8 protein-coding genes, 8 tRNA genes and 3 rRNA genes are annotated in these 13,661 nt (G+C 45.1%); 18 read left to right on the plus strand and 1 reads right to left on the minus strand.

All coding sequences use genetic code 11. The annotated features are described in order from the left end of the window. Nucleotides 1-7: 7 nt before the first annotated feature. The 13 genes from ABE41_RS00830 (at nucleotide 8) to rocF (ending at nucleotide 8,028) form a co-directional block, all read left to right on the plus strand. Entirely contained in the window at nucleotides 8-217 is a 210-nt protein-coding gene (locus ABE41_RS00830) for a hypothetical protein (RefSeq protein WP_253805472.1), read from the plus strand. Nucleotides 218-478: 261 nt separating this feature from the next. After that, nucleotides 479-2,028 (plus strand): 16S ribosomal RNA (locus ABE41_RS00835). 234 nt (nucleotides 2,029-2,262) lie between these two features. After that, nucleotides 2,263-5,264, plus strand: a 23S ribosomal RNA gene (locus ABE41_RS00840). A gap of 149 nt (nucleotides 5,265-5,413) precedes the next feature. After that, nucleotides 5,414-5,529 (plus strand): 5S ribosomal RNA (gene rrf, locus ABE41_RS00845). Together the 16S, 23S and 5S rRNA genes with 8 tRNA genes alongside form the textbook arrangement of a ribosomal RNA operon. 29 nt (nucleotides 5,530-5,558) lie before the next feature. Further along, a tRNA-Asn gene (locus tag ABE41_RS00850) sits at nucleotides 5,559-5,633 on the plus strand. Nucleotides 5,634-5,642: 9 nt separating this feature from the next. Further along, a tRNA-Thr gene (locus ABE41_RS00855) sits at nucleotides 5,643-5,718 on the plus strand. Nucleotides 5,719-5,735: 17 nt separating this feature from the next. Beyond that, nucleotides 5,736-5,810: transfer RNA gene (locus ABE41_RS00860), tRNA-Glu, on the plus strand. 27 nt (nucleotides 5,811-5,837) lie between these two features. Next, nucleotides 5,838-5,913 (plus strand) — tRNA-Val (locus ABE41_RS00865). 5 nt (nucleotides 5,914-5,918) lie between these two features. Next, nucleotides 5,919-5,994, plus strand: a tRNA-Thr gene (locus ABE41_RS00870). A 108-nt stretch (nucleotides 5,995-6,102) separates the two neighbouring features. Beyond that, nucleotides 6,103-6,187, plus strand: a tRNA-Tyr gene (locus ABE41_RS00875). Between the two features lie 47 nt (nucleotides 6,188-6,234). Beyond that, nucleotides 6,235-6,308: transfer RNA gene (locus tag ABE41_RS00880), tRNA-Gly, on the plus strand. Between the two features lie 8 nt (nucleotides 6,309-6,316). Next, nucleotides 6,317-6,392 (plus strand) — tRNA-Ala (locus tag ABE41_RS00885). A 736-nt stretch (nucleotides 6,393-7,128) separates the two neighbouring features. Beyond that, nucleotides 7,129-8,028, plus strand: coding sequence for an arginase (gene rocF / locus ABE41_RS00895; protein WP_066285602.1), 900 nt, complete (start codon nucleotides 7,129-7,131; stop codon nucleotides 8,026-8,028). A 28-nt stretch (nucleotides 8,029-8,056) separates the two neighbouring features. On the opposite strand, the gene ABE41_RS20435 is transcribed toward rocF, so the two are convergent. After that, the gene (locus tag ABE41_RS20435) at nucleotides 8,057-8,227 is read right to left on the minus strand and encodes an aspartyl-phosphate phosphatase Spo0E family protein (RefSeq protein ID WP_083207600.1); all 171 of its coding nucleotides are present in this window, start codon (nucleotides 8,225-8,227) and stop codon (nucleotides 8,057-8,059) included. Between the two features lie 201 nt (nucleotides 8,228-8,428). On the opposite strand from ABE41_RS20435, the gene sigW reads away from it, so the two are divergent. The 5 genes from sigW to glmM all read left to right on the plus strand — a co-directional run bounded on the left by sigW (nucleotide 8,429) and on the right by glmM (nucleotide 13,446). Next, complete coding sequence (gene sigW, locus ABE41_RS00900; RefSeq protein WP_066285604.1) at nucleotides 8,429-9,004, plus strand: RNA polymerase sigma factor SigW; 576 nt, start codon at nucleotides 8,429-8,431, stop codon at nucleotides 9,002-9,004. Between the two features lie 7 nt (nucleotides 9,005-9,011). Continuing rightward, nucleotides 9,012-9,677, plus strand: a complete 666-nt coding sequence (locus ABE41_RS00905) for a zf-HC2 domain-containing protein (RefSeq protein WP_066285607.1) — start codon at nucleotides 9,012-9,014, stop codon at nucleotides 9,675-9,677. Nucleotides 9,678-10,016: 339 nt separating this feature from the next. Continuing rightward, nucleotides 10,017-10,850: a diadenylate cyclase CdaA gene (gene cdaA, locus ABE41_RS00910; protein WP_066285608.1), complete on the plus strand. Its 834-nt coding sequence runs from the start codon at nucleotides 10,017-10,019 to the stop codon at nucleotides 10,848-10,850. Next, nucleotides 10,834-12,087, plus strand: a complete 1,254-nt coding sequence (locus ABE41_RS00915; protein ID WP_066285609.1) for a CdaR family protein — start codon at nucleotides 10,834-10,836, stop codon at nucleotides 12,085-12,087. The genes cdaA and ABE41_RS00915 overlap by 17 nt, the downstream gene beginning before the upstream one ends. Before the next feature lie 18 nt (nucleotides 12,088-12,105). Continuing rightward, a complete protein-coding gene (gene glmM / locus ABE41_RS00920) occupies nucleotides 12,106-13,446 on the plus strand; it encodes a phosphoglucosamine mutase (protein WP_066285610.1) in 1,341 nt (446 codons plus the stop codon). Nucleotides 13,447-13,661 lie beyond the last annotated feature (215 nt).

Below are 13,661 nucleotides of genomic sequence, written 5' to 3' on the forward strand. Positions count from 1 at the left end.
GATAGGAATGCTGTTGAATCATCAGGAACTTAATGAATTCGAATATGTGCTAAAAAAAGAAATGGAAGAACTGATGTATGATCTAGAAGATCAAAAAATTGATGGAATCGTAAAATCAGTTCTTGAAGAAAGGTATCAAATCATTTATCGTTTATTTTGCCGGTTTGCAAAACCAGCCGATTGCAGAAGGTACTTAAGATCAAAACAAAGAAATTGATTTTTTTCCTGAAAAACTGTTGACCATTACATAAACATGGTGGTATATTATTTCTTGTCGCTTTTACAGCGGCGTTATAAACAAATTAAGATTCACTAAAAAAAGCGGTTGACATCAGCTGTTAAACGGTGGTATCTTATAAAAGTCGCCAAAACGAGCGGCAAGCTTTAAATAAACAAGTTCTTTGAAAACTGAACAAAAGCAAAGGTAAGGAATTAAGAATTAATTCCGTCAGTAACAAATTAGAGCAAGTCAAACACTTTTATGGAGAGTTTGATCCTGGCTCAGGATGAACGCTGGCGGCGTGCCTAATACATGCAAGTCGAGCGAATGAAGAGGAGCTTGCTCCTCTGATTTAGCGGCGGACGGGTGAGTAACACGTGGGTAATCTGCCTGTAAGACGGGGATAACTCCGGGAAACCGGGGCTAATACCGGATAATAAGAAGAAACGCATGTTTCTTTTTTGAAAGTCGGTTTCGGCTGACACTTACAGATGAGCCCGCGGCGCATTAGCTAGTTGGTGAGGTAACGGCTCACCAAGGCGACGATGCGTAGCCGACCTGAGAGGGTGATCGGCCACACTGGGACTGAGACACGGCCCAGACTCCTACGGGAGGCAGCAGTAGGGAATCTTCGGCAATGGGCGAAAGCCTGACCGAGCAACGCCGCGTGAGCGATGAAGGCCTTCGGGTCGTAAAGCTCTGTTGTTAGAGAAGAACAAGTACGAGAGTAACTGCTCGTACCTTGACGGTACCTAACCAGAAAGCCACGGCTAACTACGTGCCAGCAGCCGCGGTAATACGTAGGTGGCAAGCGTTATCCGGAATTATTGGGCGTAAAGCGCGCGCAGGCGGTCTCTTAAGTCTGATGTGAAAGCCCACGGCTCAACCGTGGAGGGTCATTGGAAACTGGGAGACTTGAGTGCAGGAGAGAAAAGTGGAATTCCACGTGTAGCGGTGAAATGCGTAGAGATGTGGAGGAACACCAGTGGCGAAGGCGGCTTTTTGGCCTGTAACTGACGCTGAGGCGCGAAAGCGTGGGGAGCAAACAGGATTAGATACCCTGGTAGTCCACGCCGTAAACGATGAGTGCTAGGTGTTGGGGGGTTCCACCCTCAGTGCTGAAGTTAACACATTAAGCACTCCGCCTGGGGAGTACGACCGCAAGGTTGAAACTCAAAGGAATTGACGGGGGCCCGCACAAGCAGTGGAGCATGTGGTTTAATTCGAAGCAACGCGAAGAACCTTACCAGGTCTTGACATCCTCTGATCACTCTAGAGATAGAGCTTTCCCCTTCGGGGGACAGAGTGACAGGTGGTGCATGGTTGTCGTCAGCTCGTGTCGTGAGATGTTGGGTTAAGTCCCGCAACGAGCGCAACCCTTGACCTTAGTTGCCAGCATTCAGTTGGGCACTCTAAGGTGACTGCCGGTGACAAACCGGAGGAAGGTGGGGATGACGTCAAATCATCATGCCCCTTATGACCTGGGCTACACACGTGCTACAATGGATGGTACAAAGGGTTGCGAAGCCGCGAGGCCAAGCCAATCCCAAAAAGCCATTCTCAGTTCGGATTGTAGGCTGCAACTCGCCTACATGAAGCCGGAATTGCTAGTAATCGCGGATCAGCATGCCGCGGTGAATACGTTCCCGGGCCTTGTACACACCGCCCGTCACACCACGAGAGTTTGTAACACCCGAAGTCGGTGGGGTAACCCTTTTGGGAGCCAGCCGCCGAAGGTGGGACAGATGATTGGGGTGAAGTCGTAACAAGGTAGCCGTATCGGAAGGTGCGGCTGGATCACCTCCTTTCTATGGAGATTATGAAACAGCTTCGACTGTTTCGTAAGTACACCTTTTGCCTTTTGTTCAGTTTTGAGAGAACTCTCTCTCAACTAAATAACACTTTTCTAAGATTTTTTATGAAAGGGTTATTTTATATGTTCTTTGAAAACTAGATATCGACATCCAAACAAAGTAATGCAAGGCAGATAGATTATTTATCTGCGCCAAAGCAAGAATCTTTGATGTGTAAACATCATATAAGGTTAAGCTAGAAAGGGCGCACGGTGGATGCCTTGGCACTAGGAGCCGAAGAAGGACGGGACGAACACCGATATGCCTCGGGGAGCTGTAAGTAAGCACTGATCCGGGGATTTCCGAATGGGGGAACCCACCATCCGTAATGGGATGGTATCCATATCTGAATACATAGGGTATGAGAAGGCAGACCCGGGGAACTGAAACATCTAAGTACCCGGAGGAAGAGAAAGCAAATGCGATTTCCTGAGTAGCGGCGAGCGAAACGGAAACAGCCCAAACCAGAGGGCTTGCCCTCTGGGGTTGTAGGACACTCTACATGGAGTTACAAAGGAACGAAGTAGGTGAAGCGGTCTGGAAAGGCCTGCCAAAGAAGGTAACAGCCCTGTAGCTGAAACTTCGTTCCCTCCTGAGTGGATCCTGAGTACGGCGGGACACGTGAAACCCCGTCGGAATCCGGGAGGACCATCTCCCAAGGCTAAATACTCCCTAGTGACCGATAGTGAACCAGTACCGTGAGGGAAAGGGGAAAAGCACCCCGGAAGGGGAGTGAAAGAGATCCTGAAACCGTGTGCCTACAAGTAGTCGGAGCCCATTAACGGGTGACGGCGTGCCTTTTGTAGAATGAACCGGCGAGTTACGATCCCGTGCAAGGTTAAGTTGAATAGACGGAGCCGCAGCGAAAGCGAGTCTGAATAGGGCGACATAGTACGTGGTCGTAGACCCGAAACCGTGTGATCTACCCATGTCCAGGGTGAAGTTCAGGTAACACTGAATGGAGGCCCGAACCCACGCACGTTGAAAAGTGCGGGGATGAGGTGTGGGTAGGGGTGAAATGCCAATCGAACACGGAGATAGCTGGTTCTCCCCGAAATAGCTTTAGGGCTAGCCTCGCGGCAAGATTCCTGGAGGTGGAGATAGCTGGTTCTCCCCGAAATAGCTTTAGGGCTAGCCTCGCGGCAAGATTCCTGGAGGTAGAGCACTGATTGGACTAGGGGCCCCCACAGGGTTACCGAATTCAGTCAAACTCCGAATGCCAGAGAATTATCCGCGGGAGTCAGACTGCGAGTGATAAGATCCGTAGTCAAAAGGGAAACAGCCCAGACCATCAGCTAAGGTCCCAAAGTATACGTTAAGTGGCAAAGGATGTGGAGTTGCCCAGACAACCAGGATGTTGGCTTAGAAGCAGCCACCATTTAAAGAGTGCGTAATAGCTCACTGGTCGAGTGACTCTGCGCCGAAAATGTAACGGGGCTAAACGTATCACCGAAGCTATGGCTTGTACCTTTAGGTACAGGGGTAGGGGAGCGTTCGAAGTGCAGTGAAGTCAGACCGGAAGGACTGGTGGAGCGCTTTGAAGTGAGAATGCCGGTATGAGTAGCGAAAGACAAGTGAGAATCTTGTCCATCGAAAGCCTAAGGTTTCCTGAGGAAGGCTCGTCCGCTCAGGGTTAGTCGGGGCCTAAGCCGAGGCTGAAAAGCGTAGGCGATGGATAACAGGTTGATATTCCTGTACCACCTCCTTTCCGTTTGAACAATGGGGGGACGCAGTAAGGTAGGGTGAGCGCACTGATGGAATAGTGCGTCTAAGCAGTTAGGCTGTTGGATAGGCAAATCCGTCCAACGTGAAGGCTGAGCTGTGATGGCGAGGGAAATTTTAGTACCGAAGTCCCTGATCCTACACTGCCAAGAAAAGCCTCTAGTGAGGAAAGAGGTGCCCGTACCGCAAACCGACACAGGTAGGCGAGGAGAGAATCCTAAGATGATCGGGAGAACTCTCGTTAAGGAACTCGGCAAAATGACCCCGTAACTTCGGGAGAAGGGGTGCTCTGATAGGGTTTATCGCCCGAGAGAGCCGCAGTGAATAGATCCAAGCGACTGTTTAGCAAAAACACAGGTCTCTGCGAAACCGCAAGGTGAAGTATAGGGGCTGACACCTGCCCGGTGCTGGAAGGTTAAGAGGAGGGGTTATCCCTTACGGGAGAAGCTCTGAATTGAAGCCCCAGTAAACGGCGGCCGTAACTATAACGGTCCTAAGGTAGCGAAATTCCTTGTCGGGTAAGTTCCGACCCGCACGAAAGGTGTAACGACTTGGATACTGTCTCAACGAGAGACCCGGTGAAATTATAGTACCTGTGAAGATGCAGGTTACCCGCGACAGGACGGAAAGACCCCATGGAGCTTTACTGCAGCTTGATATTGGATTTTGGTACAGCTTGTACAGGATAGGTAGGAGCCTGAGAAGCCGGAGCGCCAGCTTCGGTGGAGGCGTCGGTGGGATACTACCCTGGCTGTATTGAAATTCTAACCTTGAACCGTGATCCGGTTCGGAGACAGTGTCAGGCGGGCAGTTTGACTGGGGCGGTCGCCTCCTAAACAGTAACGGAGGCGCCCAAAGGTTCCCTCAGAATGGTTGGAAATCATTCGCAGAGTGTAAAGGCACAAGGGAGCTTGACTGCGAGACCTACAAGTCGAGCAGGGACGAAAGTCGGGCTTAGTGATCCGGTGGTTCCGCATGGAAGGGCCATCGCTCAACGGATAAAAGCTACCCTGGGGATAACAGGCTTATCTCCCCCAAGAGTCCACATCGACGGGGAGGTTTGGCACCTCGATGTCGGCTCATCGCATCCTGGGGCTGAAGTAGGTCCCAAGGGTTGGGCTGTTCGCCCATTAAAGCGGTACGCGAGCTGGGTTCAGAACGTCGTGAGACAGTTCGGTCCCTATCCGTCGCGGGCGCAGGAAATTTGAGAGGAGCTGTCCTTAGTACGAGAGGACCGGGATGGACACACCGCTGGTGTACCAGTTGTTCCGCCAGGGGCATAGCTGGGTAGCTACGTGTGGACGGGATAAGTGCTGAAAGCATCTAAGCATGAAGCCCCCCTCAAGATGAGATTTCCCATCACGTTAAGTGAGTAAGACCCCTTAGAGATGATGAGGTTGATAGGTCTGGTGTGGAAGCGTGGTGACACGTGGAGCTGACAGATACTAATCGGTCGAGGGCTTATCCTTAATATTGCATGAATCGTTTGGAAACGTCGTATCTAGTTTTGAGAGAACATAATATGATGAAAATCATTAAAAAATCTCTTGCAAAATGTATGGAAATATAATAAAATTTATCTTGTCCCAACAGGATATATGATTTTGAGAGTACTAGGTCCAGTGATGATGGCGAAGAGGTCACACCCGTTCCCATACCGAACACGGAAGTTAAGCTCTTCAGCGCCGATGGTAGTTGGGGGTCTCCCCCTGTTAGAGTAGGACGTCGCTGGGCTTTATCTCAAAATACGTAAATTATATTATTCCACAGTAGCTCAGTGGTAGAGCTATCGGCTGTTAACCGATCGGTCGCAGGTTCGAGTCCTGCCTGTGGAGCCATTACTTTTTGCTTCCATAGCTCAGCAGGTAGAGTGCTTCCATGGTAAGGAAGAGGTCACCGGTTCGAGCCCGGTTGGAAGCTCCATATCATAAAAATAATATGGCCCGTTGGTCAAGCGGTTAAGACACCGCCCTTTCACGGCGGTAACACGGGTTCGAATCCCGTACGGGTCACCAACTTTTCTTTAACTGAACATAACTTTTGGAGGATTAGCTCAGCTGGGAGAGCACCTGCCTTACAAGCAGGGGGTCGGCGGTTCGAACCCGTCATCCTCCACCATTTATGCCGGTTTAGCTCAATTGGTAGAGCAACTGACTTGTAATCAGTAGGTTGGGGGTTCAAGTCCTCTAGCCGGCACCACAATTTTATTTTTATCGAACTAAAAATAAAATTGCTGTTACGAGGAATAGTCTTCATGCAACTGCTTTTAGACGCAGTAACATGTCTAGATCGATTCTTTTTTTATGTGGAGGGGTAGCGAAGTGGCTAAACGCGGCGGACTGTAAATCCGCTCCCTCCGGGTTCGGCGGTTCGAATCCGTCCCCCTCCACCATCTTTGTATAAGATTTAGAAAGACAGACAATACTGCTTTTAGATAATGCGGGTGTAGTTTAATGGTAAAACAAGAGCCTTCCAAGCTCTGGTCGTGAGTTCGATTCTCATCACCCGCTCCATTTATTCCGGGGCTTTAGCTCAGCTGGGAGAGCGCCTGCCTTGCACGCAGGAGGTCAGCGGTTCGATCCCGCTAAGCTCCACCATATACATAACAATTGATATCAGGCGATGGCCTGATTTTTTTTTATTTTTAAAGGCTGTTTTCGTAAACATTATTGCTTTTGAAAGTTGTAATATCCGCTGCAGCGGCTCGCTTTCCGCAGGGCGTGCGGTGAGCACCCTCTGTACTGCGTACAATGAGTGGGCTCATCTGCCCCGCTCATCCTGCAGGACAAGGAAGGCTCCGGCAGCGATATATCGCACGAAGAAAAAGTGATTTTCATTTTCGATGAGTCTCGCCCTTCCGCTCCAATTTAACTATTCAATGAAGAACTTTTGAAAATCGCTCAGTAGCAGCAATCTTTTAGAAATGCGCCTATTTAAAAAAGGTTAGAAGAAGGCTAGAAGATGGACTTATCCATCTTCTATTTCATTTTAATTGAAAAGCCTATAAGCGAAATTACGGCTTGGAAAAGTTAAATTATAGTCTATAAAATGTAATTACAGCTTAGAAAATAAAATTACAGTCTATAAACCATAATTACGGGTTAGAAAATAAAATGAAGACATTCCGCTGCAAGCATTTCCTTCTCCAATAAAAAAAGAACCCCATCTATTTTCCATTCTATTTCTTATAAATATGTATCCAAGCATCGAAAGCGCTTTCTTTTTGGTATATCTATGCAAAATTTTGTCCAGTTGAACCATGAAATCCCTTACAGATACAATAGTATTAGGAATTCGTTAGTTTTTATGTTTTTCATAAGGGAGGAAGAAGAAATGTTAAAAGATATATCAGTGATCGGAGTACCGATGGATTTAGGACAAATGCGACGCGGTGTAGATATGGGGCCTAGTGCTATTCGATATGCAGGAATTATTGAGCGTTTAGAAAACCTTAACTATCAGGTTGAGGATTTAGGTGATATTGAAATTGCTCGTCCAGAAAAACAAAGCATTGAAAACGAAGGTAATCTTAAAAACTTAAACGGTGTTTTGGAAGCAAGTGAAAAGCTTTCTGAATCTGTTTCCAGTGTAATTACGAACAAAAAGTTCCCGCTAGTATTAGGCGGAGATCACAGTATTGCGATTGGAACTTTAGCAGGGGTTTCAAAACATTACGAAAACCTTGGTGTTATCTGGTACGATGCTCATGGCGATCTGAATACCGCAGATACTTCTCCAAGCGGCAATATACACGGAATGCCTTTAGCTGCCAGTATCGGAATTGGTCATGAGATGCTAACGAACATCAGCGGCTATACACCTAAAGTGAAGCCGGAAAACATTGTTATCATTGGAGCGCGTTCACTAGATGAAGGTGAGAGAGAACTCATAAAAGAAAAGGGAATTAAAGTTTACACGATGCATGAAGTGGATCGTCTTGGTATGACAAAAGTTATGGAAGAGACGATCGAATATTTAGCACATACTGACGGGGTTCACCTTAGTCTTGATCTTGATGGATTAGATCCCCACGACGCCCCTGGAGTAGGTACTCCTGTACTTGGGGGAATCAGCTACAGAGAGAGTCATCTGGCGATGGAGATGCTAGCAGAAGCAGAAATTATTACTTCTGCAGAGTTTGTGGAAGTTAATCCGATTCTTGATGAGAAGAACAAAACAGCAACCGTTGCTGTCGCATTAATGGGATCTTTATTTGGAGAAAAGCTTTTATAAATCTGCTCAATCAAAAACAGTTGCCTCTTTACGGAAGCAACTGTTCTTTTTCATTTATGCGTTGATATTGATTTAGCAGCTGGTCTATTTCTTGAGAAAGTTCTACAACTTCTTCTGCAATTAAGGGTAGATGTTTCGAAAGTTCATTCATTTGCTGTCTGGAGTGTTCGATTTGTTCAATCAATAAATCCCTATACATACAAACAACCCCTCTCTTCAATCGTTTAAGTATTTTATATGATTAATATTCCCAGGCCTTATTAGTTTGAAACACCGAAACTAGAAAAAAATACCTTTTTATTTCGTCAAATTCTGCAACATGATAAAATAAAAAAATAAAGAGAATCATTGAAACTTATGGCAAGCTGGTACGTAAATAAAATCCGAGTGGTGATAATAGATGGACGCCTTAGTAGCGAATATGGTTGCCCAAGTCAAAAAAGGGGACCAGGAAGCGTTTGAAGGCATTGTAGACCTTTTTAAAGATAAAATATACCGGCATTGTTACCGGATGGTCGGCAATGGACACGAAGCAGAAGATTTAGCACAAGAAACTTTTTTAAGAGCTTACCGTAATATAAGTAAATACAACAATGAATTTAAATTTTCAACTTGGATTTTCAGAATTGCCACAAACCTATGCATCGACAGGCTCAGAAAGAAGAAACCTGATTACTACTTAGATGCTGAAGTGCCTGGCACTGACGGAGCTACGATGTATAGTCAGCTCTCATCTGAAGAACCGCTGCCTGAACAAGTCGTAACAGAAAACGAACGATGGAATGAACTGCAAGAAGAAATTATGAAGCTCCCCGAAAAGTATAGGACAGCGATTGTTCTAAAATATGTAGAAGATTTATCACTGGAAGAAATCAGCCACATCATGGACATACCCGTCCCAACTGTAAAAACTCGTATACATCGAGGCAGAGAAGCGCTGAAGAAAGTATTTCAAATGGTTGTAAAAACGAGGTGAAGAAAAAATGCAGTGTGAAGATTCTGTATTTGATGAATTGATGAACAAAGTACTCGATGGTGAAGCGACTACGGAAGAAGAGCGTGTCTTTCATGCTCATCTGGAAGAATGTGAATCATGTAAAGAAGAATACGAGTTGCTTTTAGATACTCTAAAAGAATTACAGTTACAGAACCATTCTATAAAGGCGCCTGAAGGATTTACTCAGGCTGTTATGGCAAAGCTGCCTAAAGAGAAGCAGCAGATCAAATGGAAACGATGGATGCAGCGTCATCCTGCTTTAACGGCAGCGGCGATCTTTATGTTCTTTATGGCAGCATCCGTTTTCACCAGCTATAATCAGCAAGACCTGGCTGTTGTAAAAGGAGAAGGAAACCTTCAGATTAAAAAGGCTGAAAGGGTAGTCGTTGTCCCAGCTGGAGAAACGATAAAAGGCGACCTTGTCGTTGAGAATGCAGACGTCCGAATTGAAGGAAGAGTAGAGGGCGACGTCACAGTAATAAAAGGTAATCAGTATCTTGCATCAGCAGGAGAGGTGACGGGCCACAGTCAGGAAATCGGCCAAGTTGTCGAATGGGTATGGTACAAGTTGAAATCGTTGGTTAGTACAAAAGAAGAAACAATGCAAAATAACGATAAGAGCCGTTTAGAGACGGCTTTTTTTGTTGGGTAAGGAAAATGATGCCCGGGTATCCGCGCCGCGAATTTTGTCCGGGATTGTCGTCTCGTGGTTATTTTTTAATTAACGTGCGATTATTTCATTTAACGTGAGAAAAAACGCAGCTAACGTGGGATTAATCCGGTTTAACGTGGGAATGCCGTACGTAATACCTAGTGTGGTATTAAGCAAAGGGCAGTTTCGTTGCCGCCACCAAAAGGATGAGCCCTGAATTTTCATAAACTTGAGCCTCTCATGCTCAGTTTTCTTTGTAATGAGGTATGCTATAATATATAAGTAAAATCCATTATGAAACTTCAACTTGGAACACATACCCGAGTTGGGAGGGAAGTTATGTTACCAATCGCAGATTTTAATATTTTTAATTACCTTACACAAATAATTGATATTTTATTGGTGACGTATGTCATCTATAAATTGATCATGATTATCCGGGGAACGAAAGCTGTTCAGTTGTTAAAAGGGATAAGCGTGATCATCGTAGTATGGTTCCTGAGCAGCTCGTTCGATCTTCGGACGATGTCTTGGCTGATGGATAAAGTCATTACATATGGTTTGCTTGCCATTATTATTATCTTCCAGCCAGAGCTGAGAAGAGCGCTGGAACAGCTTGGACGAGGCAGATTCTTTTCAAGGACGGGAATTCCTGAAGAAGAGGAAACTGAGAAAACGATCGCGGCCATTGTAAAGTCTACAAACTATATGTCTAAACGCCGTATCGGAGCAATCATCTCAATAGAAAGAGAAACAGGATTGAGTGAGTACGTAGAGACTGGGATTCCGATTCAAGCGCATTTAACTTCCGAGCTGTTAACAAATATTTTTGTACCGAATACACCGCTTCACGATGGAGCTGTCATTATAAAACAAAGCCAGGTTTTTGCAGCCGGCTGTTATTTGCCGCTTACAGAAAGTCCGTTTGTATCAAAAGAGCTTGGAACAAGACACAGAGCAGCATTAGGGATCAGTGAAGTGACAGATGCTATAACGGTTATAGTTTCTGAGGAAACAGGTACGATCTCCCTTACAAAAAACGGGGAAATCTATCGGAATCTGGACGAAGAGTCTTTAAGAAATTTGTTGAATGCAGAATTGATTATTGCGAACAAGTCCACTTCCTCAACTCGCTGGAATTGGAGGGGAAAGAAAAATGGACAAACTCCTTAATAGTTCATGGTTTGTTAAAATCATTGCTTTCCTCCTTGCTTTAATGATGTATACCATCGTTACAATGGAAACGCAGGAAGAAGCAGCTAACCGTTCTATTTTTTCAAAAATGTATACGGAAAGCGAAACCATTCAGGACGTTGAAATCACACCTTATTTTGATGAAAAACAATATGTCTTAACCGATTTGCCCTCTTCGGTAGATATTACCTTAACAGGCTCGAGCCGGTTAATTACAAAAGCCACAAAAGTAGATAAAGAAGTCGAAGCATATATTGATCTGACAAATGAGGATCCGGGCAATAAACGGGTTAAAGTAAATGTCCGCGGTTTGCCTGAAGGCGTTAAAGCGAAGGTGAAGCCTGAATACGTTGACGTAATCCTTCATAAGAAAGTTACGAAAGAGATGCCGGTTAACGTTGATCTAAAAAATACAAGAAAGCTTCCAGAGGGTTATACAGCTGGGGATGTTGAATTCTCTCCAAAATCCGTCAAAGTAACGGGCCCAGAAGGAATGATCAACCAGATCTCATTTATTACTGGATTTGTAGACGTAGGGGATGCGGACGAGCCTATAAGGACAAAAGTGCCTTTACGGGCATACAATCAACAAGGAGACCTTATTGATGTACAGGTGTCTCCTGAAACGGCAGAGGTATCAGTGCCGATAAAGAAACCTAAAAAAACAGTGCCTATTTCCATCCGTACAAGTGGAGAGCTGGAAGAAGGTCTCTCAATTGCGTCAATAACATCTGACCCGAATGAGATTACGCTGACAGGTACAACAACTTCTTTAGATAAATATGATTCATTTAAAGAGATTTCTATAGATCTTAGCAAGATTAAAAAAGATACAACATTAACTGTGGATGTTCCTGTTCCAGATGGAATCGAATCTGTTTCGGTAAAAGAGGTATCCGTTTCGATTGACGTTGAAGATGAAGAGGTTACACGAACGTTTGAAGATGTTCCATTAACATTGCTTGGAACGACCGATGAGAAAAAAGCTACTATTCTAGACCCTGAAGACGGCGCCGTCGATGTGACGGTTAAAGGCAAGAAGAGTACGCTTGATTTGCTCCAAAAATCAGATCTCGAAGGTATTTTGGATGTAAGCCAGCTTGAAGAAGGAACACACGAAGTAAAGATAGATTGGAAAAATCCTGCTGATATTGATCTGACAGATACAGTTCAAGAAGCCAGTGTGGAAATTCAAACAGAAACTAGCAGTCAATAGATGAAGGAGAGAGCAATAATGGGAAAATATTTTGGTACCGACGGAGTAAGAGGAGTTGCAAATACAGAGCTAACGCCTGAACTTGCGTTTAAATTAGGACGTTTCGGAGGATATATTCTAACAAAAGATACAGATAAGCCAAAGATCTTGATCGGCCGTGATACACGAATTTCAGGACAAATGCTAGAAGGCGCTCTTATAGCTGGACTTTTATCCATCGGTGCAGAAGTAATGCGCTTAGGTGTTATTTCAACACCTGGAGTTGCTTTTATTACAAAAGCGCTGGGAGCACAAGCGGGAATCATGATCTCAGCTTCGCATAATCCAGTTGCAGATAACGGGATTAAATTCTTTGGAGCTGATGGTTTTAAGCTTTTAGATGAGCAAGAAGCGGAGATTGAAGCACTTTTAGATAAGGATACAGACGAACTGCCTCGTCCTGTAGGAGGCGACCTGGGATCTGTCAGCGATTATTTCGAAGGCGGACAGAAGTACATGCAATATTTAAAACAAACGATACCTGGAGACTTCTCAGGATTGCATATCGCACTTGACTGTGCACACGGTGCTACATCATCACATGCACCGCACTTATTTGCTGATCTAGAAGCAGATATTTCAACGATGGGCACTAGTCCGAACGGCTTAAACATCAATGAAGGTGTTGGAAGCACACATCCGGAGAAGCTTGCTGCGCTTGTAAAAGAAAAAGGCTGTGACATGGGATTGGCTTTTGATGGTGATGGAGACCGCTTGATCGCGATCGATGAAAAAGGAAACATTGTCGATGGTGACCAAATTATGTTCATCTGTGCGAAGCATCTTAAAGACCAGGGCCGTCTGAAGCAGGATACGGTTGTATCAACCGTTATGAGTAACCTTGGATTTTATAAGGCAGTCGAAGCAAGCGGAATGAAATCTGCTCAAACGGCTGTTGGTGACCGTTACGTAATGGAAGAGATGCGCAAGAACGATTTCAACCTTGGCGGAGAGCAGTCCGGCCACATTATCTTCTTGGATTACACAACAACAGGTGATGGACTTCTTTCTGGAATCCAGCTTGCATCTATTTTAAAAGCAACTGGCAAACCACTATCAGAACTTGCAGGAGAGATGAAAAAATTCCCTCAGCTATTAATCAATGTTAAAGTAGCAGATAAATCTAAGCTGAACGGAAATGAAGCGATTAAAACGGCTATCGATCAAGTAGAAACAGAACTTGAAGGGAACGGCCGAGTGCTTGTGCGTCCTTCTGGAACGGAACCGCTTGTGCGCGTAATGGTAGAAGCACCTACAGAAGAACTTTGCCAAAAGCATGCAGAAACAATCGTAGAAGTCGTTAAAAAAGAGTTAGTATAAGGCTTTTTCTAAAAGATTAGTGCTTGAGGTCATTTTTTCATTCTCTTCATTGACAAGTTGATTGGAGTGAAAGGTGTGAGACTCCTCGAAAATGAAAAATCACATTTTCTTCGTGCGATATAACGCTGACGAAGCCTTCCTTGTCCTGCGGGATCAGTGGGACAGGTGAGACTCCTAAAGGTGCAAAGCGCCAGGAGGCTCACCGCCAGCCCCGC

It is taken from the genome of Fictibacillus arsenicus (assembly GCF_001642935.1).
GTDB lineage: Bacteria > Bacillota > Bacilli > Bacillales > Fictibacillaceae > Fictibacillus > Fictibacillus arsenicus_B.